Source organism: Bacillota bacterium, from assembly GCA_012727955.1.
In the GTDB taxonomy this organism is placed as follows: domain Bacteria; phylum Bacillota; class Limnochordia; order DTU087; family JAAYGB01; genus JAAYGB01.
Genome location: JAAYGB010000066.1, coordinates 74317 through 98153 on the forward strand (window position 1 = coordinate 74317; position 23837 = coordinate 98153).

Here is a 23837-nt window from a genome sequence, read left to right on the forward strand (position 1 = left end):
TGGGAGAATCTCCCGGACAATCCTTTTTCTATATTCTCGCGCACTTATCTTAGGCACTTCGTCTCGTTCCCGCCGAGGGAGAGTCACCCAGCACTTTGAGACCATGTCCTCTCAAGGAGAGAATGAACTGCTCCATCTCCTCACTGGTCGGCGGCCGCAAATCCTCCAATTGATAGGGTCGGCCTAGAGCCTCCCACTTTGGAATGCCCATGGTGTGATAGGCGATGGGCTCAACTACAAAATCACAGGGCAAGTCCCGCAGGAAACGAGACAGCTGCGTTAGTTCTTCGTCGGTGTCGGTGACACCGGGGATCACCAAGTACCGAAGGCGTGCCTGGCTCTTTGACCGGCCCAAGAGCTTCAAATTCCTCCGAACCAGAGAGCCGTCATGGGCCGTCAACTTTCGGTAGACTTCGGTGGAAAACCCCTTTAAGCCGTACATAACCGAATCCGCCAGCTGCACAAGCTTGCCAAATTTATCGCTATCGCCGTGACCCGATGTTTCCAGACAGGTGTTGATGCCCGCGGACTTAGCCTGCCGTAATATCTCGGCGGTGAATTCCGGCTGAACCAAGGGATCGCCACCGGAGATGGTCAAGCCCCCTCCCGTAGCCTCATAGTAGGCCCGATAGGATTGAACTTGAGCGATGACTTCCTCAGCACTCATCGGCTCACCGGCTGCGATATTCCAACTGTCGGGATTGTGACAAAACTTGCATCCCAGTTTACACCCCGCCAAGAACAGGACAAACCGGATTCCATCGCCATCAACGGTTCCGAAGGTTTCGATCGAATGGACAAATCCCTTCACCTGTCTCACGTCCTTTCTAGACCACCGAGGAGTGAATCGTCCGACTGATTACCTCCTCCTGTTGCTCTCGGGTCAGCTTGATAAAGTTAACGGCATATCCAGAAACCCGGATGGTCAGTTGTGGGTATTTCTCAGGGTGTTCCATCGCATCCCGCAGCAATTCCCGATCAAAGACATTGACATTGATGTGATGTCCCTGGGAGCCAAAGTAGCCGTCAATCAAGCCGACAAGGTTGGTAACTCGAGCCCCATCATCCTTACCCAGCGCCTTCGGGGTAACGGAGAAGGTGTAACTGATTCCATCGAGGGCATCATCGTAATCAATCTTGGCGACAGAACTCAGGGATGCCAAGGCACCGTTCTTGTCTCGGCCGTGCATCGGATTTGCGCCCGGTGCAAAGGGCTCCCCTGCCTTTCTGCCATCGGGGGTTGCTCCGGTTTTCTTCCCGTAAACAACATTCGAGGTGATAGTCAAAATACTCAAGGTGTGTTTAGCATCACGATAGGTTGGCTGCTCCTTGAGATATCTGGAAAACTCCGCGACTAGCTCTTTAGCGATATCATCGACACGGGGATCGTTATTGCCAAACTGCGGATACTCCCCTTCAATCTCAAAGTCTTTAATCATCCCATTTTCATCGTAGATGGGAGTAACCTTGGCGTACTTGAGGGCAGAGAAGGAATCAGCCAACACCGACAGTCCTGCCATACCAAAGGCCATCAGTCGCTCAACTTTGGCATCATGGAGCGCCATTAACACACTCTCATAGGCGTACTTGTCATGCATATAGTGAATCACATTCATGGTATCGACGTAAATCGCTGCCAACCACTTCAGCATCTTTGAAAAGGCGCTGCGAACGGTATCGTAATCGAGAACTCCCTCTTGCTTGGGCAAGAATACCGGAGCGACCTGCAGACCCTCCAGTTCGTCCTTCCCTTCATTGAGGAGAACCAGCAGCGCCTTGGGCAGGTTGGCCCGGGCCCCAAAGAACTGCATCTGCTTACCCAGGGCCATCGCAGAGACACAGCAGGCGATTCCATAGTCATCGCCGAACCTAGGCCGCATCAGGTCATCGTTTTCAAACTGAATAGAACTGGTATCAACGGCAACCTTGGCCGCGAATTCCTTGAATCCTCGAGGCAGCTGCGTCGACCACAAGATCGTCAGGTTCGGCTCTGGGGCGGGGCCTAGGTTGTACAGCGTGTTGAGCATCCGGAAGGAAGTCTTGGTCACTAGCGTTCTTCCATCCTCTGCCATTCCACCGATGGATTCCGTCACCCAGTTGGGATCCCCAGAAAACAGCGCGTTGTACTCCTCGGTCCGCAGCTGCCGCACTAATCGGAGCTTGATCACAAACTGGTCAATAAGTTCTTGGGCCAGTTCCTCGGTCAAAGTACCTTCATCAAGATCCCGCTGGATGTAAATATCTAGGAAGGTAGAGGTGCGTCCCAAGGACATCGCGGCGCCGTTTTGCTGCTTGATTGCTGCCAAGTAGCCAAAGTAGAGCCACTGCACCGCTTCTAGGGCATTTTCCGCCGGCCGACTAATGTCAAAGCCGTAACTGGCAGCCATACTTTTCAGATCCTGAAGGGCGGTAATCTGATCGGCCACCTCTTCTCGCAGGCGAATGGTCTCCTCATTGATCACTGTGAGATTGTCCAATTCCTCTTGCTTGGCAGCAATCAGTCGATCCACGCCGTATAAGGCCACCCGACGATAGTCACCGATGATCCTTCCCCGACCGTAGGCATCGGGCAACCCCGTCAACAGTCCCGCGTGCCGCAGTGCACGCATCTCCTTGGTATAGGCCTTAAACACCCCGTCATTGTGGGTACGGCGGTACTTCGTGAAAGTCTCAGTCACCTGAGGGTCTAACTCATAACCATATTGGTGAGCGGCCTGGGTGGCCATCCGTATTCCACCCCAGGGGTTAATGGCACGCTTCAGTGGTGCGTCGGTCTGTAGTCCGACAATAATCTCATTGTCTTTATCAATGTATCCCGGCCGATGACTGGTGATGGTGGTTGGAGTACCGGCATCAATATCCAGTACTCCGCCGGCGGCATGTTCCTTCTCCAGAAGCTTCAAACATTGCTTCCACAGATCAGTTGTCCTTTCCGTGGGACCGACGAGAAAGTCACCGGTGCCGGTGTAGGGAGTCACGTTATTGAGAATAAAGTCGCGGACATCGATTTGGTTCCTCCATACACTGCCGCGAAAATTCCGATAGGCTTGGCTCATTTGACTACACTCCTCCGCTTTCCGAAACTGGCAGCATAGCGGCTGCCAACAACCACTAAGCTCTAAATCACTGGACTTTAGAGCACCGGGCTTTAAGGATAATTGTTCTCATTCTCTGTTCACTTTCAGTGTAACCGAGACGGAGCCAAACCTCAATACTAATTCCGAGCCTTTTACTAAGGTTTAACAACCAGCCCAGATGCTATTACCTCGAGGCCCAAGGCTTCCTGCCCGCAAGTTTGCCAGAAAAAGGAAGTAGAAAAAGGAGGCGGATTTCTCGCCTCCCCAGCAAACAAAATCTGGCTTTTCGAACTGACGGGTAATCGTAGCTTAGACCAAGGGATCTAAGCTTAGGTTCTTGCTGTCCCGATAGGCCTGCAACAGAGGCCTCGGGTCACAATTGAAACCATCTCGCAAAATAGCATCGGCCCTAATCAGGTCCTTTTGAGCACGAGCTTCAGCCAGGGCCTGTTGATCCACCATGCAGGCTCTAATAAAGGCCATCTGAATGTTCTCAATGGTTTCTGCCAGTTCCATGGTGGGATTCTTGATACAGTGGCTTTGGTCGATGGTGAAGTTGATCTCCGCCACCGGCGTCAAGCCCCGCTCCTCTCCCTCGAGAATGGTGACGAATATCCTAAAGAGCTGAGCAGGATCGATGGACCCCGCGGCCAAATCATCGTCGGCATACTTTCTATCATTAATGTGGAAACCACCGAGGCGTCCTTCTCGCAGCAGCAATGCAACGATCTGCTCAATATTAGTGGCCAGGGGATGATGGCCTAAGTCCACCAAAACCTCGGCCTGGTCACCGAGCTTTTCGCAGACCTTTAAGGCCCTGCCCCAGTCGGCAACGGCAGTGGAATAAAATCCTGGTTCAAAGAACTTGTACTCCAGTAGGAGCTTCTCTTGCGGCTGCAAGGCAGCGTATATTTCCTGGAGACTGGACTCCAGCCAATCGGCCTGATCGTAGAGACTGGTCTGGCCCGGAGAATTGCTGCCATCGGGAAGCCACACGCTCAATAGGCCGCTGCCCAAGGCGCGACCAATTTCCAAGCAGTCGATGTTATGGGCTACCGCAGCGGCCCGCACCTTCTTGTCGGGGTGGGTAAAGGAGCCCAGTCGCAGTTCATAGTTGAGGGGACCCTCAGCTCGGGGCTCAAACATATTGGAGTTGATAGCTCCGGCCTCCAGTCCGTACTTCTTCAGTAACACCTTGATCTCAGGAGCACACTCCGGACCCTCTCCGTCCCAAGGAAAGTGAAAGGCGACTTTCTTCCCCTGCCCCGTTAGCTGATACAGCTTCCCAGCCTCAGCCAATCGCCCGGCCAAGTCCCGCGGCTCACTACCGTCAATAAAGGAGCCAAACCGGGTACCTCCCCGGCCAAAGCCCCAGCTGGGCACCTCGATTACCAGCTCGCCCAATTTGGCCATCGCAGAACTTACCCGATGCTCTCCGTATACTTCGACGAGATAATCAAGACCCGTTTTCCAAGCCTTTGCCTCCATGCTGTTGACCTCCCTTTCACACTGATCCACTCACTAAGTTACCCATCGCCGTTTCATCTCCTGTTATTTCCCCCCAGACAACGGGCCCGATAGAAAAATCGGCACCACCTAGGAAAATCCTTAAGGGGTGCCGAAATAGGTCTAGTTGCTATTCATGCCTGTGGTTACACTTCTTGCGGCTACATGAATAGCGGTGCGAAGACCAGCGCAACAATGGTCATCAGCTTGATCAAAATGTTGATGGAAGGTCCAGAAGTATCCTTGAAGGGGTCGCCTACGGTGTCGCCGACAACGGCAGCATGGTGGGCCTCGGAACCCTTACCGCCGTGAGCGCCTCCTTCAATGTACTTCTTGGCGTTGTCCCAGGCTCCACCGGCGTTAGCCATAAAGATGGCCATCATTACACCGGAGAACAATGCGCCAGCCAACAAGCCACCCAAGGCGGCCTTACCCAACAACAGACCTACGGCTAAGGGAGCGACAACGGCAATTAAGCCTGGAACGAGCATTTCACGCAGCGCGGCAGCGGTAGAAATGTCCACGCACTTGGCATACTCAGGCTTTGCCTTTCCTTCCATAATTCCAGGAATGCTCCGGAACTGCCGGCGCACCTCTTCAATCATCTGGTTCGCCGCCTTACCGACAGCATCCATGGTCATGGCTGAGAACACAAAGGGCAACATACTACCGATAAACAGGCCAGCAATTACCAACGGATCCAGCAGGTCGATAAGGCTTAGCTGCACAGCCTGAGAATATGAGGCAAAGAGCGCCAGAGCCGTCAAGGCTGCGGAACCAATGGCAAAACCCTTACCGATGGCAGCGGTGGTGTTACCGACGGAGTCAAGTCTATCGGTAATATCCCGTACCTCAGAGGGCAAGTCAGCCATCTCAGCGATTCCACCGGCGTTATCAGCAATGGGACCATAGGCATCGACAGCAATGGTCATCCCACAGGTTGCCAACATACCAACGGCCGACAGAGCAATGCCATACAATCCCTTGGTAATATCGCTACTGCCACCGGCGGCAAAGAAGGCAACGAGAATACCGGCCACAATCAGTATGACAGGAATAGCAGTTGAATACATACCTACAGACAGACCACTAATAATGGTGGTAGCAGGACCAGTCTCGGACTGGGCTGCAATTCTCTTGACGGGAGCATAGGCATCAGAGGTGTAGTACTCGGCAGCCTGACCGATAGCCATTCCAACAACGAGACCGGCAACCACAGCCACGAAGGGAGCCAGGGTTCCCAACAAGCTTTGGCTGAGGACCAAAGTACCGATGACTACAATAGCAGCGGCTACGTATTCACCCATACGCAAAGCCTTAGCAGGATCTCTGTCGCCTCGGACAAAGCGGGTTCCAATGATGGACCCAACAATCCCGAGAGCAGACAAGAGGATGGGTAAGGCAACTCCCTGCACACCATAGGCCAGAGCACCCAAAGTGATGGCCGAGATGATGGCACCGACGTAGGATTCAAAGAGATCAGCACCCATGCCCGCTACGTCACCGACGTTGTCACCAACGTTGTCAGCGATAACCGCAGGGTTGCGGGGATCGTCCTCGGGAATACCGGCCTCTACCTTACCAACAAGGTCAGCGCCAACGTCAGCAGCCTTAGTGTAGATACCACCACCGACACGGGCAAAGAGCGCTATCGAGGAAGCGCCAAGACCAAATCCGGTAATGATGTTGGGATCACCGTAAATGATGTACAATAAACTGACTCCCAGCAGACCTAATCCCACTACAGACAATCCCATAACGGCGCCACCGGAAAAGGCTACGTTCAAGGCTTGGGCCAGTCCACTTTCCCGAGCTGCATTAGCAGTACGTACGTTAGCTCTAGTAGCTACCCGCATGCCAAAGTAGCCGGCCAGAACGGAGAAAACAGCCCCTAGCACAAAGCACAGTGCAACGGAAATACCAAGACCCGGTGCAAAAGTAAGGATAAGAAACATCACGACGGCAAAGATTGCCAAGGCTCGGTACTCTCTTTTGAGAAAAGCCATAGCGCCCTCTTCTATGTAGCCTGCAATTTCCTTCATCCGTTCAGTGCCTGCGGATACGGCATTGATCCGGGATGAGTACATGTAGGCAACCACGAGGGATAGAATACCAATGATCAGACCGACGGTAGTACTCATGTCCTCTCCTCCTTCTGTTTTGACAACTGCAGTTGGCAACTATCATACAGCGCTAAATTAATTGATAATTCAGCTTAGGCCAGAATCCTCGTCTCTTGTGCCCCTCCTTTCTACAACTTAAGATTGCCGCATTAGACAACTGCTGGTTTCCTTGCTATGTTCTGAACAATTTGTCTGGCCTTACATTTCGTGCTGTTGCCAATCCAGCCATATTTTAACACAGGCAACCACCCGTTTCAATACACTGACAAGCACTGTCTTACCAGTGTATTTCGACAACTTTCCCTGGAGTGGCCGCTAATACTCTATACCCTTTCTGGCAGAAATTCCCTCCCCAAAAGGGTGCTTAATTTCTTGAATTTCAGAAATAAGATTAGCTTGTTCCAAAATTTCCTCGGGAAAATCCCGTCCAGTGAGGATTATCTCCATGGGATATCGTCGGGCTGCCAGCAGGTCATTTACCTCCTGGGCCGACACCAGGTTGAGATTAACAGCATGGCTGATCTCATCGAGGATGAGAATGTCTGCTCCACCAGAAGCCACAATTTCCGCCGCCGCAGCCATCCCCTCCTTAGCTGAAGCTACTTCCTCCGGGGTTGCTTGGCGATTGATGATAAATTCTCCAGTGCCAAATCGGTGAAATCGCAGCAGGCTGGGACAGAACTTCTCGGCAAAGATCACCTCGCCCGGTCGATCTTTGCCCTTCAGAAACTGAATAACAACCACTCGCATACCATGGCCAATGGCCCGAATTGCTAGCCCTAAGGCAGCGGTGGTCTTCCCCTTTCCGGGCCCGGTATAGATCTGCACCAATCCCAAAGCCCCATTTTTGTCATGAACGGTCTGTGTCATCGTTGATCCTCTCCTGTTGTCCCATCAGTTGGCGATGCCGGGTGTGCATCTCTTCCTTGCTCAATTGTCGGGGCCATAACTCGACATGAGCCCCCTCCCGCATAGCCGCCGCTATGTTAGAGAAAATATAAGGATTATTCCTGGTTAGTTCATGGATTAACTTTGCGGTTTCTGCCCGCTTAGAGTTTCCATCCAGGGGACAGGGGGAATCAATGGGGGTAAAATCCAATTGCTTTAGCATCTTGATGATTTCATGCTCCCGTAGATAGACTAGGGGGCGAATAACGGTAATTCCGGATCGATCGAGGACGGTTTTGGGCAGGAAGGTACGCAGGTGTCCGGAATACAATTGGCTCATCAAGAAGGTAATCACGACGTCGTCGAGATGATGGCCGTAGGCAACTTTATTGTATCCCTCCCTGACGGCGGTTCTGTTCAAGACACCGCGACGAAAATAGGCGCACTGAGCACAGGGATTCTGCCTATGGTGGTTGAGGGCGATTTCAGCAATTTGGGTGTGCTCAATCAAAAGCTCAACCCCCGCTTCCTGACAGAGCCTTGCGATATCCGCCAGATTGTTTCTTTCAAATCCCAAATCGATATGAATCGCGCCCAGGTCAATGTGAAAGGGAGCGGTATCGGCAATGACCTTCATCGCTCGCAGTAGGAAGGCACTATCCTTCCCACCGGAAACTCCAATCAAGACGCGGTCACCTTCGGAGAGTAAATCAAATTCAATCACTGCCCGCCAAATCCGCTTAATTATCGGGCGTGGTATCCTAAAGCTCATCTTTCAATCCTTCCTTGTGCAACGTTAGTGATTACGATAATTACTGGAATCACTGGGCCCTATGGCACCAACCTAGCTAAGCTCCAGGCCAGAGGGTTCTGGGAGCTAACCAGTCGATACTTCCACCGCTCTGAGCTCTTTAGAGTAGCGGGATCGACATCATCAAAGTACCGGCGGTATCTAGGATCCTGCAGTAATCTCATCGCATCTTCATGGTACCCGTTTTTCACCATCCGCCAAAAAAAACGATAGGCATCGTAGGCAGTTCTTTGGCGCAGGGCTTGCAAAATCTCCCTCCGCTGTGGGCCCTTGGGCAAGTGCTCCTGGATAAAATCCGCCAACCGCTCCTTCACCCAGATGCCGTGAATCCGCTTGCGCCAGTCCCATTGAGAGTGGATTGCAGAACCGCGGCGAACCCGATAGATCAGGAGACTTTCAGATACCCTCGCTGCGTCCGTCAAGGTCAACACCTTGGCGATGAACTCCCAATCTTCGGCATAGGGGCAGTCTGGAGTAAAACTCAGATTGTTGGCGGACACTATGGACCTGTCCACAACCAAACCGCAAATGTGGATTCGGACGGTACCTTTGATCGCGGCCAGCAAGATCCGGCCGCTGGGGGTCTGATATCGGTATTTTCGCCGTAGGCGGTTCCGATGCAAATGATCATAGGCACAATAGGCCATCCCTGCTCCGGTACGGTTCTTAGCTTCAATTAAATCAGCCAAGAAAGTGGGTTCCCACAGATCATCACCATCGAGGAAGCTGATTAGGCTGCCCTTTGCCAAATCCAATCCGGTATTTCTGGCCCGAGAGACTCCTCCATTGGCTTGATTGATCAGCTTGATGCGGTGATCTTTATCTGCCAGAGCAGCAACAACCTCTGCCGTATCGTCGGTGGAACCGTCGTTAACCACCAGTAATTCCCAATTGACGTAGGTTTGGTCTTGAATGGACTTGATACTCTCGCCAACGTAGTCAGTAACATTATAAACAGGCATGATGATTGATACCATATCTTCCATGTCTGTAACCCTCACCTTCGGGGATCACCCACTAGGAATAGTGCTTCTGTAGTCCGGTAGAATTCCCTGCAATATTGTAGCCCATCTGATAACAACGACCCCCTAGACCTGAGCCCCAAAAGGAGCCAGTTTAGGGGATCGGTTTCGAATTACTAGTAACTAAAGCTGATGTAAAACCCGGAATGCTTCCTGACGTTAAATACTCCGTTATCAAGAATTAAGTATTGTCCCTTGATTCCCACCAGCTGCCCGCTAACCGTTGCCTGCTTTAACAGGTCAAAGGACTTAAGCTTTGGTGCCGCAGCCACCATGGGATACTCCAATTGAACAATCTCTTGCGCAGGAAGTAGATACTGCCGGTATTCGGCGGGCACCCGCTCAATCAGCTCGGTGCGAGCCTGCGCTAAATCTCGATCGGTAACTCTATTTTGTAACATCCTGCGCCAGTCGGTGCGATCCGATACATGTTCTGCTAGGGCTAACTCCAACTCCCCAGCCAGTTTCCGGGTGGGCAGTTCCGCCAAAACAAGGCCCTCCACCGCACCCTGGTCCGTCCACCGGGAAAAATGATTATCCCGACGGGTCAAGCCCACCTTGAGTTCACTGCTAATGGCTAGATAGACAATGTGGGGCTGCATACAATGACTTTCTCCCCACTGACTGTCTCGACAGGTCCCCTTGTGATGGTGACAGAGACTGGGTTTAACGATACAGAGGTCATTTTCCGGTAAGTCGCGAAAACAGGGATAGCAATAACCGCTATTGTAAGTTTTCTTGATCACCCGACCGCAGGCGATGCATTCGATCTTATCCTCGAAGGAAATAGTAATCCTTTTCTCCAGTAAGTCATTGAGGGAAATCCGTTCGTTGCCTAGGCGTAAGTGATATTGAATCGGCTTGTCCCGTTGATGCTCCAGTTTAGTCAACTGTCCCGAAAGACTCATCGGTCACGCTCCTATCCTATGTCCTTTGCTTTGCCCTTTTCTCCAAAAAAGCTGCTAATCTAGGGGATACAGTGTCATCTGGCGGGCAGTAAAGGTGGCGGCCTGTGTATACCCACAGGATTTGGCAAAGGCCACCGCTTGGTGGAGATTTTCACCGGCCTCCTGAGGATAGTGGGCGTCCGACGAAAAGGTAATGGGCACGTTGCGCCTTTGGCACTCTGCCAGCAGTTCCCGTGCCGGGTAAATTTCCCCTACGGGTTTGCGTATACCCGCGGCGCTGACCTCACAACAAACTCCGCCCTCGGCCATAGACGCTGCCGTCTCTGCGTAGATTCTATCCAATGCTATCCCTGGTCGATGGCCAAAGATCTTGACCAAGTCGGGATGGGTAATCACATCGAAGAGCCCTGAACGAGCCGCCTGTTGCAGAGTCGAGAAATACTCTTCATATACCTGATCTACGTCCCTTTCCTGCCAGCCTAGATCTGGGCTAAAGTCTATCGCCCATTTGCCGAGGTAGTGGACCGATCCCAAGACGTAATCCCACTCCTGTCCCGCGATAAACTCGGCGATTTCCCTCTCAAAGCCAGGGATGTAGTCCACCTCTATCCCAATCTTGATGGGTAAACCGGCCTGCCGCGCCTGGTTAAGCACATCGATGTACTCTGCAATCGGGGTATGAAAACATTGCGAAAAAAACTCGTCAAGTTCCCGGTAAGTACCCGGTCCCGTCGCCAAGTGCTCCATTATTCGTCGGTATTCAACAAAGTGGTGGCAGTGTTCACTGATTCCCACCTCGGTTACTCCCCGAGCCTGAGCGACCTCGACAAACTGAGCAATATATTCCACCGTTAAAGGACCGTTTTCCAAGTGCATATGATAATCCGCCAGCATCGCATCCACTCCTGACCTTGTTCCCTATACGTAATCACCCTTTCGGGGCCCAGGGGCCATTTACCTGCCGCAGCCCTACCCTCTAAGTTGGACCAGGAGCAGGATTCTTGCCGCAGAAAGGGGAATCGATGCATGAACAAACGACAAATCGCAGCCAGAAGCGAAACAGAAAAGAGGAATGACTATGCAGACTGTATCAACCTTCCAGAGGTTTCGGGATTGGGTCGAGCAACGCTACATCGCCCTTATCCTCACATCCCTAGCGTTGGGGTTGCTTCTTCCCCGATTTTTTGCGACATTTGAAGGTTTAACCAGCTTTATTCTTATGGTGAACATGTTTACCTTGGCCTTGGGATGTACGCCCAGGGAGTTTCTTAATGTTCTCAAGTCGCCCTTTCAGATTCTTGCTATCGTCTTGTTTATCTATGGTTTTCTTCCCCTGCTGGCCTTTGGTCTGGGCAGCCTCCTGTTTCCCAATCACCCGGAGATCACCGCAGGGTTGGTTCTGATTGCCGTTTTGCCGGTAGCCATGACCTCCGCCTTCTGGACGGACCTGGCCAAAGGCAACCTTCCTCTAACTCTGTCGATTATTACCTTGACGACTTTCCTGGCTGGACTGGTTACCCCAGGAGTTATGGGCGTTATGGCAGGACAACTGGTGGAGTTTGATGCCCAGGCCCTGGTTGTCAAGCTGATTAAGACAGTAATTATTCCCTGTATCATTGGCCTGTTGTTTCGCCAGAAATTCCCTGCAACAACGAAAAAAGCCAAACCCTACCTAGACTTGGGGGTCCGGCTTAACGTGTTTCTCATTTTGGCCATCAACGGTGCGGTCATGCGTCCCTACCTCAGTGATGTGGGACCCAGGGTATTTGTCATCATCTTTGCGGTGTTCGCCTACGTACTCCTATCCTATCTGACGGGATTTGGTTTTGCGTCACTGCTTTTTCCCAAGGATTTGGGATCGAGAATCTCCGTTTCCTTTGTCTCGGGAATGCGCAACAACGGCGCTGGAATTGTCATTGCCCTGGCGTATTTCCCTCCCCTAGTGGCCATGCCGGTGATCTTAAGTATCTTGCTGCAGCAACCCATGGCCAGTATCGTGAAACGCCTAGTTGACTATCGGGCTGGCCAAGTCCAACCGGTCAAAGAATCTTACTAAGAAAGGCCTTAGTCCGCTCCTGGGTCGGATGATCAAAGAAGTGATCGGGAGTACCTTCCTCGATGATTCTTCCGCCATCGATAAAGAGGATCCGATCGGCGGCTTCTCGAGCAAAGCCCATTTCATGGGTGACTAGGACCATGGTCATTCCTTTGCCGGCCAGGTCCTTGATCACATCGAGGACCTCCTTGATCATTTCTGGGTCCAAAGCGGAAGTGGGTTCATCAAAGAGCATGATTTTCGGCTCCATAGCCAAGGACCGGGCTATCGCCACCCGCTGTTGTTGTCCACCGGACAGCTCACTGGGATAGGCGTGGGCCTTGTCGGGAATCCCAACTCGCTCCAGGAGCTGATGTCCCCTTTCCTCAGCAACGGTTCGATCCAGTTTCAGCACCCTCCTGGGAGCCAAGGTGATGTTGTCCAGTACCGTCATATGGGGATAGAGATTAAAGGATTGAAACACCATCCCAATCTGAGCACTGAGCTCTTTCATATCGGTATTGGGGTCCGTCAGATCATAGCCCAGTACCTGTAAGCGACCACTTTGTACCTTCTCTAGACCGTTGATACACCGCAGCATGGTGCTTTTTCCCGAACCACTGGGGCCCAGCAGCACCACTGTTTCACCGGCATAGATCTCAGTGGTAATATCAAAGAGAACTTGATGGGAGCCAAAGAATTTGTTTACCCGGTCAAAGACAACCACCGAGTTGTCTTGGTGACCGACTGCCTCTTGGTTTGCCATCGGAAACCTCCAGTCTGGGATTTATGAAGTGCTTTTTCATAATCATACAGGTTAGGGTGACCGCCGGTCAACTCTAACCCCTTGACGCTGACAACCAGAATCGGTATAATACAGCCGCAAGCATGCCAATTGATTCCTGCTACAGGCGTTGATGCAGACCTAGTAGCCGATGAGAACCGGTTTCCCAGAGAGCTGCAGGAAGGTGGAAGTGCAGTAAACCAGCATCGGTGAATAAGAGCTGCGGAGCCGCAAAACGAAAAAATCTCACCTTGGGATCTGCTGATCCTGTGAGAAAGTAGTTTTGCCGACTACTCCCCCGTTACCGGGAGATAGAGAGGGTCGCGCCGTTGTCGGTGGCGACCAAGTTAGGTGGTACCGCGGAAAATGCTTTCGTCCTAATGGGGCGTGAGCATTTTTGTTTTTTGCATATACTTTATCTTTGCATACACTCTAACAAGACAAGGAGGCTATAGCTGATGGCCTTAACGGATCAAGAACTAGTCCGTCGGGAAAAACTGACCCGACTGCGGGAGTTAGGGATTAACCCCTACCCCGAAAAATACGAGGTGACTCACACCTTAGAGGAAGCAGCCAAGCTAGCCGATGGGGTGGCCGACGTCCAGGTAGCTGGCCGCATCCTCAATATCCGCCGCTTTGGCAAGCTAACCTTTATCCGAGTCAGCGACTTACTGGGAGATCTCCAATTGGCCCTACGCCAAGACGTAGTCGGCGAAGAGGTGTACTCTGTCTTTCATTCAACCATTGATATTGGCGATTTTATCGGGGCCAAGGGTGAGATGTTTACCACCCGTACTGGAGAGAAGACCCTGCGGATTGATGAATACACCTTCCTGGGTAAAGCCCTGCGGCCTCTACCGGAGAAGTGGCACGGCCTGACCGATGTCGAAGCCCGCTATCGCCAGCGCTACCTTGACCTAATTATGAATCAAGAAACTAGGCAGCGCTTTGTCCTTCGCACCAAGATGGTCAGTGCTATCCGTCGCTTCCTGGAAAATGAAGGGTTCTTAGAAGTTGAAACCCCGGTGTTACAACCCAAACCTTCGGGAGCCTTGGCCAAGCCCTTTGTCACCCACCACAATGCCCTGGACATTGACCTATATCTGCGAATTGCTCCAGAGACCTACCTCAAGCGACTGATCGTCGGTGGCTTCACCCATGTCTTTGAAGTGGCAAGGAACTTCCGTAACGAAGGCATCAGCCCTACTCATCTGCAGGACTTTACGATGATTGAGGGGTACAGCGCCTATTGGAACTACCAGGACAACATGCAGCTGATTAAGCGCATGTTAGTGCAGGTGGTGAAAGAGCTCTTTGGCTCGACGGAAATTCAAATCGGGGACCATCGCATCGATTTCTCCGGGGAATGGCCGGTGAAATCCTTCCGGGACCTGCTAATTGCCGATGCTGGGATCGACATCAATGAGTATCCCACGGCAGCAGATCTGCTCGCGGCCATCGAAGAACGGGGCATTACCCTGGAGCACGATAATATCAAGGCCTTAGGCAAGGGCAACCTGATTGACCTGCTGTACAAGAAGGTCAGTCGACCCAAGTTGATCCAGCCGACCTTCTTAGTGGGACATCCCATCGAACTTTCCCCTCTGGCCAGAGCCAATGATGAGGACGGTCGGATCACCGATCGCTTCCAGCTGTTGGTCAATGGCGCTGAGATCGTCAACGCCTATTCTGAGTTGGTGGATCCCATTGAGCAAAGGAAGCGCCTGGAAGAACAGGCTAGGCTGCGAAGTGCCGGCGATGAAGAAGCCATGGTGATGGATGAGGACTACATCACGGCAATGGAGTACGGTATGCCTCCTATCTCCGGCTGGGGATTGGGGATTGACCGCTTAGCTCAAGTCCTCCTCAATACTGAGAATATCAAGGATTGCGTCCTCTTCCCCCTTATGCGGCCCGTAGACTAATCTGGGATCCCGTTCCTATTTTGGGCTGGGAAGATAAGAATAGGAAAATTCTCCTTTCCAAGTTTTTTTCTTAGCGAGTATGCTATGGTAAATCCTACTCTACACAGAAAGGAGAATTGGGTATGGCGTACGGATATAGCGGCTACGACTATGGCTGCTACGACGATTGTCGCTATGGCGGCTATGATGGCTATGGTGACTACCGCCGGGAACCCTATGGATATGGCTATGGCGGCTATGACTACGGCGGAGACTGGTATCGGCTCCTGCGGCGGCAAGTCAACGATAACGTCCTAGTGATCCTAACCTCCGGCGGACGGTATAGTGCCGTATCGGGGATCCTTACTCGTGTCTATCCCGAATATATTGTCCTCATCAACGGTAACGTCATTCTCGAGATTCCGATGAATCGAATCGCTACCGTGTCTAAGTTAGCCGGCGGCGGTCCCGTTGCTCCGGCTCCGGGTTCTGTGGCCGGCTTCCCTGTTAAATAGATGGGAGAACGAAAGATTCGACGACAAGTGCGGGGTTGAGCGCTGCCAACCCCGCATTTGCTATTTCCCGGGAAATTCAGATAATTGACTTATTATCTGGCTATTAACTACCTATGAACTGCCCCACTTGCGAGGCGTCAGATGTTGAAATAGTGGGGCTTGGGCCAAGACTTCTGCAGGGGAAGCTGTCCCCGTTGTGCCTAACTTCTGGATAGTGATAGACGCAGTGACATTGCCGAGCTTGGCGGCGTCTATGGGCTCCCATTGGGACATCAGGGCTGCGAGAATTCCCGCCATGGCGCTGTCTCCTGCCCCAACAACATCAATGGGGCCAGGGACGAAGATGGTGGGCACTAAAGAGGAACGGGACTTGGTTATGACCAACTGCCCCCGACTTCCCAGGGTGATAAACACCGGCCGGCCAGCCTGGCTGTATAACTCCTGTCCAACGGCTGCTAATTGCCCATCGTCAACCTCTTCAGACTCGTACCCACCTCTACCTGCCAATACTTCCTGGGCATTGGGAGTTAGCATCACGTTGCGATACTGCCAAGCGCGGGCCCTGGAATCGACTATGATAGGCAAATCAGGGTAGGTCTGGGCGATTTGGGTTAGGTGTTGCCGAAGGGCAGTAGTGACAACGCCGCACTCTGCCTCTGCCACTTGGTCGATGACCGCGATTCCGTCGACCTTCGGAGCCAACGCCGCCAATCTCGCCGCGATTTTGTCCACGATGTCCGGGGGAGTGGGAGAGAAATTCTTGATGTCCAAGCGATTCAGTTCGACGTCTCCTTCTCCCTGCTGCCGCATCGGCTTGGTGTAGGTTGGAGTCCGAAGTCGGTCATCGATAATCATCGCCTCGGTATTAATTCCCCTTCGGTGCAGTTCCCGGCGTAAATCATACCCAGCACCATCGTCTCCCAGCAGGCTCAAAGCCATCACGTGCCCGATTTCCAAGGCCGCCAAACTGTCGGCAACGGAACCTGCGGCTCCCGGGCTGTTCCTCACTTCGACGACCTGGTATGCCGTCAGTCCCGTCTCCAAAGAAGGTTCATCCTTGGCCGGGTCAATCATCAGATACCGATCGAGGAAAAAATCACCCACTACCAACACGGTTTTCTGCTTCAACCGGGAAAATAGCTGCTCCAGACACCTTCTATCCACCCTACCCTCCCCTTTCTGTACCCTTAGCCGCTGATGCCAGCAGATGATACAAGGCAGGCAGCGTTTGCCGGTGCTCCCCTTGGATATAGTAACTCTCGCCGCCATCGGCTACCGTTCTCACCAAAATCGTTTTCCAAGGCCGGTAGTAGTAGCGAGGATCCTCCTTGGACATCTCCCGATGGTAGTCCTCATCGGCGTAGGGGTGTAGGTCAAAGACGGCAGTGGTAAACCGGCTTACCCTTCGTCCTGTCTGTTCTGCGACATTGCGCACCATCGACAATGCCTTGAGGTAGACCTCCGGCCCCATCACCGCGGTTCCGATGTTCAGGAGCACACCGCCCTCAAGGTTGTCAACGGACTGTACATAAGTAAGAAAGTCCCGATAGCTTACCTCACCCAAGGCGGCACCGCTGCAGTTGGGATGCTGATGAATAATGTCCTGACCTAGGGCTACGTGAATCGTCACCGGAACCCTGGCCCGATATCCTGCCGCTAGGATGCTGATATCCTTGTAGGGAAAATCCCCTTCAGAAATAGCACGACCCAAAGCTTCCCCAAAGCCAAGATCGGTGGTCGCGGCCTGTCGGGCGATGTCGTTGATGCCGCCGGTCTCCTGCCACAGACCAAATTCTCCCTTCCTGATATACCGAGCCACACTTTCACTGGTTGCTCCCACTAAGGCCAGTTCATAGTCATGAATCGCCCCAGCACCATTGAGCGCGATATGGGTCAGGTAGCCCTCCTTCATCAGTTGAATGACAAACCGACTCATGCCCGTCTTGATCACATGAGCTCCCATCATCGCAATGACCGCGGACCCTTGAGATCGAGCCCGTTGAATCCTCTCGGCGACGATAGACAACGCGGGATGGGAAAACTCCCCGGTATAGTCGAGATCAACTAAGTCAGCTACCGACACGTCGTGCTCGCGCTCGGTCACGGGTCTTAACCTCAGCTTGGTAGGATCGAATCTGGGATAGACCACAGTTACTCCCCCCTTGTTTCGCTGTAACTGCCCACTTCTAGATTCCTTTCTAGCTCAAGGCTTTCTCAAGCCAGGTAAGGTCCTGGTAGTCGGCGATAATCCCATCGGCACCTGCGGCAATCAACCGCTCCCGCTTCCAGGAGTCCATTCCCCCCTGACCGGTTTCATCGGAGGCCACTCCGATGGCGATTCCTCCCACTTCCTTGACGTTTTCTATTTCAACAAACCCGTCGCCAAAGCCCAACAGCCGTGAACCATCGATGTTGTGAGCACTGATGATCCGTTCGATGACCATGGCTTTGGAAAATCTCTTGTAGTCATCCAAGGCACCGAAAATCCCGGCAAAGTAACCGTCGATGCCGAGGGCTTTGGCTTCCAATTTAACGTCGGGATCGTCGGTACCACTGGCTAGATACATGGTTATTCCTCGTTCCTGAAGCAAGGTAAGCAGCTGAATCGAGCCCGGGACCAGAAGTTCCTCGGGATCAATGGTCCCATCTAGCAATCCCTGTCGGCGGTGACCGACCCGGAGCATCAGCCGACGCAGATATTCATGTTTGTAGTCCAAGGGATCCGCCGGTTCCTTTCCTCGCAATTTCACTTCTTCGGCCAAACGAATCATCTGATAGATGGTTTGTTTGCCGGTAAGTTCGGTGACAAACTCCGTCACCAATTCCTCCAGCTGCCAAGCCATCTCATCGGTCTTGGTCTCTTGCAGAACTTCAACCCCGTAACTGATCATTACCTCTTGCCAGCCGCCACGAATCAAACTAAGAGTGCCATCAAAGTCAAAGAGGCAAAACTGAATTTGCTGCAGTGAATCCACGGGGTTAATCCACTCGATAACCGATATATCTCGCCGATGAAGATCCTTTCCTTGCCTTGCCATCGCTGCATCTCACCCCTCTTTGGAAAGTCTATACTCCTTCGTCCCCCTTGCCGCTACTGCTTCTGCCTCTAACCGCTAATACCTGCCAAGACCCACCCCCTCAGTCCGATGGACCAGTCGTATAAATGCAGGGTTCTGAGCCATACTCCATACAGATGGGGGTGACAATTGCAGATGGCAAAATCCCGTAAGCCTAGCAAGACAAGAAGAAGGGGTATCTCCTTCGGTCACGATCAATTGCCGAGAAGTCTAGAAGAAATCAAGGAACTGTTGGATTTTGTCCTGCAGGATGCCACCGATGTTGTCCGGCGAGAGATCCTGTTGGGAACGGAAAGAAAACATAAGGTCTTGGTGCTTTTTACCGAAGGTCTCGTGGATAAGGCGGAAGTGGAGAATCATATTATTAGACCGATTCTCATCGACGCGAGATTGACTCCCCCCAGTTACGCCACTCCCAGCCAGGCCTTTGAGTATCTCGAGGCGGCCCTGGTATCAACGGCTTCGGCCACCAGGGTTGAAACGATGGATGAGGTCATCCTGGCGGTCATGTCAGGAGTTTCTGCCGTATTCGTCGACGGTCATAATCAAGCTCTGCTCTTTGAGACCAAGGGTTGGCCCACCCGCAGTGTCTCGGAACCCGCTGTAGAGAATGTGATTCGCGGCCCCCGGGACGCCTTCACCGAAACCCTGCGGGTCAATACCGCACTGATTCGCCGTCGCTGGCGAGACCCCAATATTGTGTTTAAGCCCCTTAAACTGGGGCGGCGGAGTAAAACCGACGTCGCCATGGTTTACGTTGGTGACCTGGCAGATCCGAAATTGGTGGAGGAAGTGGAAAAGCGTCTCCTTGAAATCGACTCCGATATTGTCCTGGAAAGCGGTCTCGTGGAACAGCTCATCGAGGAAAACTCCTATACGCCCTTTCCCACCTGCCAGACCACCGAAAGGCCCGACAGTGTCGTGGGCGCGATTGCCGAGGGAAGAATTGGAATCATCGTGGATGGGGCTCCCTTGGTGCTGCTGGTCCCCACCACCTTGAATACTCTGATGCAATCGCCGGAGGATTACTACAACCGTTGGTATGTTACCACCTTGGCCCGACTGGTCCGCTTCGTCGGCAACTTCTTTGCCTTGGTCCTGCCGGGACTGTATATCGCCTTGACCTCCTTTCACCCGGAAATGCTGCCGACGGCCCTGGCCCAAAGCATTGCCGGTTCTCGGGTCGGGGTACCCTTTCCCGCTGCCCTGGAGGCCTTCGTTATGCAAGGGGCCTTAGAGCTGCTGCAGGAAGCGGGAGTCCGACTGCCCAGCGCCATTGGACAAACCGTGGGAATCGTCGGCGGACTCATCGTCGGTGAAGCCGCGGTGTCCGCGGGTCTGGTCAGCCCGGGAATCGTCATCGTCATTGCCTTGACAGCCATCTCCAGCTTTTCCCTTCCCTCATGGCCCTTGGCAACGGCCTTTCGGGGCTTGAGGATCCTGATCATGCTTGGAGCTTCGCTGTTTGGGCTGTTTGGCGTCGTGGTAGTATGCTGGCTGATCATGGTGCACCTGTTATCTTTGAAAAGCTTTGGCGTACCCTACTTGGCTCCATGGGCGCCCCTGAAGCTGGGAGATCTTAAAGACTCCTTGGTGCGACTACCCCTGGAGGTCTTCCGTCGCCGTCCCTCGATCTACGGAAGTGCTGACAAGGAAAGACAAAGACCGATTCAGTCTGATCAGAAAGGGACCCAAGATGATGCGTAAAGCCCTAAGTTGCCTGTTGGTAATACTGCTGATGTTCTCCCTGGGGGGATGTTGGGATCAGATTGAAATTCAAGATCGGGCCTTCATTCAAGGCATTGGCATCGATCTCGCCGAGGATCCAGAACACCCAGATCACTATCTAATCACCTTGGAAATTCCCAAACTCGGCGCCTCAGCCCAAGGTGAATCTGGCGGCGTTCAGGGAAATGGCGGGGGCGAGAACTTCTGGTTGCTGGCGGGAACAGGCCCCTCCATCTATGACACCGCTCGAGAATTGGCCAATCGGGCTAACTTAGATCTCTTCCTGGGCCATACTCGGGTAGTAGTGATCAGCAAAGCCGTGGCCGAAGAGGGGCTCGACAAGATCCTTGATTTTTTCGAGAGACACAGGGAGTTTACCCGACGATTTCAAGTGGTCATCGCCGCGGACAAGGCCAAGGATGTCTTTGCCGTTCAGCCTCCCATTACTCCGCTGGCCTCCACATATATCTATGATATTCTCGAGCACAGCCGTTTAAGTAACTCCTTTATTCCCCGGGGATATAACCGGATCATTAGGTCATTGCGGGAGACGGGAAACGCCCATATCCCCCGAGTTACTCCGGGAAAAACCGATATTAAAGTTGGTGGCACCGCGCTGATCAAGGATTGGAAAATGGTGGGCTGGTTAGGTGAGGAGGAAACTGCCGCCCTGGCCTACATGCTCAATGAGGGAGAAGGCGGCGACATCGTGATCTCAGGATACCCGGAACCGGAAAGCAAATTGACCTTCGGCATCGGGAAGTTTAAATCCACCATTAAGCCGAAGGTGGAAAGGGGTCAAGTCCGCTTTGAAATCAAGATGTCCGTGGAGGGCAGTGTCGCGGAAATCAGCCCCACCAGACCACTGATTAGCCTGCAGGAGATTCGCGAGGCGGAGTTGTTGGTGGCCAAGGAGATTGAAGAGGACGTCCGAGCCACCCTGGACAAGCTCCAGTCAGAGTTTCAAACCGATGTCGTGAGATTCGGCTGGCTGATCAGTCGCTATTATCCCAAGGCATGGGAACAGCTGCAGGACAATTGGCCCGAGGAGTTTTCCCGAGTCCAGGTTGACATTGACGTGCAGGTGCAAATCACAAGTATCGGGATGACGGCCTAGTCCTGACCCATAGGTTTGGAGTGATCACCAACATGTATCGAGATAACGACAAGATATCAGTGATGCAGCTCATCGCGATCTTAATTGTCGCCCTCTTTGATGTCCAACTTCTGTCCTTTCCCCGAGACTTAGCGGTGGCCGTTGGTCCCGATTGTTGGTTCGTCCTACTGTTGGTGCTCGCGATAGGCGCCGGTCTCGGCTGGTGTTTTCTCAAGATGGGCCAGATGTTTCCCGGTGAGGGAATCGTTGAAATCCTACAGGCAGTGGTGGGCAAGACCCTAGGATGGGTATTGGGGGCGGGACTGTTTCTCTTGTGGCTGGGACAGACGGCTCGGGTAGTCCGCTTATCTTCGGCATTGGTGCAAGTCAGCCTGCTGGATTCTACTCCCAATGAGGTGATCTCGCTAGTTTTCCTTTTGGTCTCTGTGCATATGGCCCGCAAAGGGATTGAGCCCATGGGAAGAATGGCTACCCTTGTAGCCCTTGGTGCCATCTCCATTGCGTCCCTCTTGCCCCTTCTCACCTGGCCTGAAGCCGATTGGCTGAGTTTGCGCCCCATTCTTCATGGAGGCATTCTGCCCGAGCTAAAGGAAGCTCTGCTGATAACGGGCCGTCTCAGTGCTGTACTGGTGCCCTTGTTGCTCCTGTCATCGACGGAGAGCACCGCCCGAGAGCATCGGTATATTGTGCCCTCTGCCCTGATATTTGTGGGAATGCCGGTATTTGTCCTCAGCCTCATCACCCTCGCAGTCTTTGGCGTCCAACAAAGCCAAGTCCTGATTCTCCCCGGCCTGGAGGTGGTTACTTCCATCGAGATGCCTACCTTACTTGTCGAAAGGTTAACGGTTTTCTACGTCGGAGCCTGGGCGCTAATTGTGTTCATGAGTCTGTCGATTTTGCTGTACCTCTTGGCGATGATCTTTGGCCAGCTGTTTCATGTTACCAGTTACATTCCCCTGGTGGGATTTTTAGTTCCTCCCGTCTACCTGATTTCCCGAATCCCGCCTAACGATGTTGCCGTCTACGCCTTCGCAGACTGGCTCTCACTGGCAACGGGTATCTATCTCGCCCTGATTCTAGGCGTATTCTTCCTTGCCATTCTCAATGGCAACAGACCGAGATGGAAAGGAGATGAAGAGGTTTGACCCCCGTATTGCTTGACTCCCTCCTGGGCTGGCTCGCCGACCGCTATACCCTGTGGTTCGGGCTCATCGTCTCCTTGATCGGACTTTGGGCAGTGTTCGTTGACTGCCGGCGGTTAGAGCAGCTGAACTTTGTGAAGGAAGCCAAATTCTACCGGGCCTTGGGAATAATCTACGGCATCGGCGGTATCGGTGTGGCAGTGCTGCTGCTAATCATTGGTTAGGCCGGAGGTACCCCGCCTCCGGCCTAAAACGTCTAGCTCTTCGCTGTAGGTTCCCTCACCATAGCCGTGGCAAAGTCCCTGCCCCATTCTTTGAGAGCAGCCAACTCCTCGGCCGTTGGGGCAAAGTTGATCCGCATCCCCGGCTGTACCAAAGCCAATTTCGCGGAGTGCATTTTCTTCTCCAGGAGTTCAACGGCTTCCCCACTCCAGCCGTAGTTGCCAAAGGCCCCGGCCAGAATCCCCTTGTGCTTAATCGGATTGATGTGAGACAACAGCCGCCAAATCGGGGCAACGGCATCGGCGTTAAAGGTAGGGGAGCCAACAATCAGTCCGTCGATGTCAGTCAGGAGTGTGTCCATCTCTTCATCGGTCATCTCACTGACATCGACTAAAATCGCGGTGACCTCGGGCACCGATTGTACCCCCTCCAAAATCCCTTCAGCCATCCGTCGGGTGTGACCATAGGCGGAAGCATAGGCGATCACGATCCGCTTTTCTCCCTCGGCTTCATCGCTGCTCCAGCGTTGGTATGCATCAACATAGGACCAAAGATCTTCATCGAGGATGGGTCCATGTCCCGGAGCGATGAGCCGCATCGGTAACCCCTTGATCCTTTCCATTGCGTCGAGGATCTTTGGTTTAAAGGGGCTCATGATGCTGTCATAGTAGTAGCGGACCTGGTCCATGTGACCGCCAATGGCACTGGCCCACATCCTCCCCTTAGGGTCGCAGTAATGGGCACCGAAACCATCACAGGTAAATAGAACCTGCTCCTCCTCTAGATAGGTGAATATGGTATCCGGCCAGTGCAGGAAGGGCGCCGAGATAAACCTCAGCCTTCTATCTCCCAAACCGAGGGCTGCGGGTTCGAGTCCTGTCTCCCCTGCCACTTCAAACATAGACGCCGTGCATGTTACGGCGTTTTTCCTTTTTATCCCAGTCCCTCAAAAAACCGGTTTTGGGGCCACTTTGGGGC

Annotated in this window: 20 protein-coding genes, 1 pseudogene and 1 other annotated feature; of the genes and pseudogenes, 7 read left to right on the plus strand and 14 right to left on the minus strand. The window is 52.9% G+C overall.

The window, feature by feature from the left end; translation table 11 throughout:
• Window positions 1-49 precede the first annotated feature (49 nt).
• From pflA to GX030_11010, 9 genes are all read right to left on the minus strand, one after another.
• Entirely contained in the window at window positions 50-820 is a 771-nt protein-coding gene (gene pflA, locus GX030_10970) for a pyruvate formate lyase-activating protein (GenBank protein ID NLV92895.1), read from the minus strand.
• A gap of 7 nt (window positions 821-827) precedes the next feature.
• Window positions 828-3056 (minus strand): formate C-acetyltransferase, encoded by a 2229-nt coding sequence (gene pflB / locus GX030_10975; GenBank protein NLV92896.1) that lies wholly within the window; start codon window positions 3054-3056, stop codon window positions 828-830.
• A 330-nt stretch (window positions 3057-3386) separates the two neighbouring features.
• A complete protein-coding gene (locus tag GX030_10980; GenBank protein ID NLV92897.1) occupies window positions 3387-4565 on the minus strand; it encodes a sugar isomerase in 1179 nt (392 codons plus the stop codon).
• Window positions 4566-4744: 179 nt separating this feature from the next.
• On the minus strand, window positions 4745-6724 hold the full coding sequence (locus GX030_10985; GenBank protein ID NLV92898.1) for a sodium-translocating pyrophosphatase: 1980 nt from the start codon (window positions 6722-6724) through the stop codon (window positions 4745-4747).
• Between the two features lie 297 nt (window positions 6725-7021).
• Entirely contained in the window at window positions 7022-7576 is a 555-nt protein-coding gene (locus GX030_10990) for a cob(I)yrinic acid a,c-diamide adenosyltransferase (protein NLV92899.1), read from the minus strand.
• Window positions 7557-8366, minus strand: coding sequence for a tRNA 2-thiocytidine biosynthesis protein TtcA (locus GX030_10995; GenBank protein ID NLV92900.1), 810 nt, complete (start codon window positions 8364-8366; stop codon window positions 7557-7559). The genes GX030_10990 and GX030_10995 overlap by 20 nt, the downstream gene beginning before the upstream one ends.
• Window positions 8367-8425: 59 nt before the next feature.
• Window positions 8426-9391, minus strand: a complete 966-nt coding sequence (locus GX030_11000; protein ID NLV92901.1) for a glycosyltransferase family 2 protein — start codon at window positions 9389-9391, stop codon at window positions 8426-8428.
• 152 nt (window positions 9392-9543) lie between these two features.
• Window positions 9544-10335, minus strand: coding sequence for a DUF2797 domain-containing protein (locus tag GX030_11005; protein NLV92902.1), 792 nt, complete (start codon window positions 10333-10335; stop codon window positions 9544-9546).
• A gap of 54 nt (window positions 10336-10389) precedes the next feature.
• Window positions 10390-11229, minus strand: a complete 840-nt coding sequence (locus GX030_11010) for a histidinol-phosphatase HisJ family protein (GenBank protein NLV92903.1) — start codon at window positions 11227-11229, stop codon at window positions 10390-10392.
• A gap of 184 nt (window positions 11230-11413) precedes the next feature.
• On the opposite strand from GX030_11010, the gene GX030_11015 reads away from it, so the two are divergent.
• Entirely contained in the window at window positions 11414-12391 is a 978-nt protein-coding gene (locus GX030_11015) for a bile acid:sodium symporter family protein (protein ID NLV92904.1), read from the plus strand.
• Here the strand turns inward: GX030_11015 and GX030_11020 are convergent.
• Window positions 12375-13097: an amino acid ABC transporter ATP-binding protein gene (locus tag GX030_11020; GenBank protein NLV92905.1), complete on the minus strand. Its 723-nt coding sequence runs from the start codon at window positions 13095-13097 to the stop codon at window positions 12375-12377. The genes GX030_11015 and GX030_11020 overlap by 17 nt on opposite strands.
• Before the next feature lie 178 nt (window positions 13098-13275).
• Window positions 13276-13537: a binding site (T-box leader), on the plus strand.
• 75 nt (window positions 13538-13612) lie between these two features.
• On the opposite strand from GX030_11020, the gene lysS reads away from it, so the two are divergent.
• Both lysS and GX030_11030 read left to right on the plus strand, forming a co-directional pair.
• On the plus strand, window positions 13613-15079 hold the full coding sequence (gene lysS / locus GX030_11025; GenBank protein ID NLV92906.1) for a lysine--tRNA ligase: 1467 nt from the start codon (window positions 13613-13615) through the stop codon (window positions 15077-15079).
• Window positions 15080-15207: 128 nt separating this feature from the next.
• A pseudogene (locus GX030_11030) lies at window positions 15208-15315 on the plus strand (spore coat protein).
• 369 nt (window positions 15316-15684) lie between these two features.
• On the opposite strand, the gene GX030_11035 reads toward GX030_11030, so the two are convergent.
• The 3 genes from GX030_11035 to GX030_11045 are packed head-to-tail and all read right to left on the minus strand — an operon-like array spanning window position 15685 to window position 18611.
• Window positions 15685-16737, minus strand: coding sequence for a carbohydrate kinase (locus tag GX030_11035; GenBank protein ID NLV92907.1), 1053 nt, complete (start codon window positions 16735-16737; stop codon window positions 15685-15687).
• A 1-nt stretch (window position 16738) separates the two neighbouring features.
• On the minus strand, window positions 16739-17722 hold the full coding sequence (locus GX030_11040) for a hypothetical protein (GenBank protein ID NLV92908.1): 984 nt from the start codon (window positions 17720-17722) through the stop codon (window positions 16739-16741).
• 49 nt (window positions 17723-17771) lie between these two features.
• Complete coding sequence (locus tag GX030_11045) at window positions 17772-18611, minus strand: HAD family hydrolase (GenBank protein NLV92909.1); 840 nt, start codon at window positions 18609-18611, stop codon at window positions 17772-17774.
• 174 nt (window positions 18612-18785) lie between these two features.
• On the opposite strand from GX030_11045, the gene GX030_11050 reads away from it, so the two are divergent.
• From GX030_11050 to GX030_11065, 4 genes are read left to right on the plus strand one after another with little or no spacing between them, the layout of a single operon-like run.
• Window positions 18786-20357 (plus strand): spore germination protein, encoded by a 1572-nt coding sequence (locus tag GX030_11050; GenBank protein ID NLV92910.1) that lies wholly within the window; start codon window positions 18786-18788, stop codon window positions 20355-20357.
• Window positions 20347-21495, plus strand: coding sequence for a Ger(x)C family spore germination protein (locus tag GX030_11055; protein ID NLV92911.1), 1149 nt, complete (start codon window positions 20347-20349; stop codon window positions 21493-21495). Before GX030_11050 ends, GX030_11055 begins: the two co-directional genes overlap by 11 nt.
• 32 nt (window positions 21496-21527) lie before the next feature.
• Complete coding sequence (locus GX030_11060; GenBank protein ID NLV92912.1) at window positions 21528-22640, plus strand: GerAB/ArcD/ProY family transporter; 1113 nt, start codon at window positions 21528-21530, stop codon at window positions 22638-22640.
• Window positions 22637-22861, plus strand: coding sequence for a hypothetical protein (locus tag GX030_11065; GenBank protein ID NLV92913.1), 225 nt, complete (start codon window positions 22637-22639; stop codon window positions 22859-22861). Before GX030_11060 ends, GX030_11065 begins: the two co-directional genes overlap by 4 nt.
• A 32-nt stretch (window positions 22862-22893) precedes the next feature.
• On the opposite strand, the gene GX030_11070 is transcribed toward GX030_11065, so the two are convergent.
• Window positions 22894-23712 carry an FprA family A-type flavoprotein gene (locus tag GX030_11070; GenBank protein NLV92914.1) on the minus strand — a complete coding sequence of 273 codons (819 nt, stop codon included), beginning with the start codon at window positions 23710-23712 and terminating at the stop codon, window positions 22894-22896.
• Between the last annotated feature and the right edge of the window lie 125 nt (window positions 23713-23837).

What these genes read in the sequence shown, in the direction of transcription:
- GX030_11050 (NLV92910.1), top strand. Translation starts at nt 18,786, where the DNA reads ATGGCAAAATCCCGTAAGCCTAGCAAGACAAGAAGAAGGGGTATCTCC.
- GX030_11005 (NLV92902.1), bottom strand. Translation starts at nt 10,335, where the DNA reads ATGAGTCTTTCGGGACAGTTGACTAAACTGGAGCATCAACGGGACAAG.
- GX030_11010 (NLV92903.1), bottom strand. Translation starts at nt 11,229, where the DNA reads ATGCTGGCGGATTATCATATGCACTTGGAAAACGGTCCTTTAACGGTG.
- GX030_11015 (NLV92904.1), top strand. Translation starts at nt 11,414, where the DNA reads ATGCAGACTGTATCAACCTTCCAGAGGTTTCGGGATTGGGTCGAGCAA.
- GX030_11000 (NLV92901.1), bottom strand. Translation starts at nt 9,391, where the DNA reads ATGGAAGATATGGTATCAATCATCATGCCTGTTTATAATGTTACTGAC.
- GX030_10985 (NLV92898.1), bottom strand. Translation starts at nt 6,724, where the DNA reads ATGAGTACTACCGTCGGTCTGATCATTGGTATTCTATCCCTCGTGGTT.
- lysS (NLV92906.1), top strand. Translation starts at nt 13,613, where the DNA reads ATGGCCTTAACGGATCAAGAACTAGTCCGTCGGGAAAAACTGACCCGA.
- GX030_10990 (NLV92899.1), bottom strand. Translation starts at nt 7,576, where the DNA reads ATGACACAGACCGTTCATGACAAAAATGGGGCTTTGGGATTGGTGCAG.
- pflB (NLV92896.1), bottom strand. Translation starts at nt 3,056, where the DNA reads ATGAGCCAAGCCTATCGGAATTTTCGCGGCAGTGTATGGAGGAACCAA.
- GX030_10980 (NLV92897.1), bottom strand. Translation starts at nt 4,565, where the DNA reads ATGGAGGCAAAGGCTTGGAAAACGGGTCTTGATTATCTCGTCGAAGTA.
- GX030_11055 (NLV92911.1), top strand. Translation starts at nt 20,347, where the DNA reads ATGATGCGTAAAGCCCTAAGTTGCCTGTTGGTAATACTGCTGATGTTC.
- GX030_11045 (NLV92909.1), bottom strand. Translation starts at nt 18,611, where the DNA reads ATGGCAAGGCAAGGAAAGGATCTTCATCGGCGAGATATATCGGTTATC.
- GX030_11060 (NLV92912.1), top strand. Translation starts at nt 21,528, where the DNA reads ATGTATCGAGATAACGACAAGATATCAGTGATGCAGCTCATCGCGATC.
- GX030_10995 (NLV92900.1), bottom strand. Translation starts at nt 8,366, where the DNA reads ATGAGCTTTAGGATACCACGCCCGATAATTAAGCGGATTTGGCGGGCA.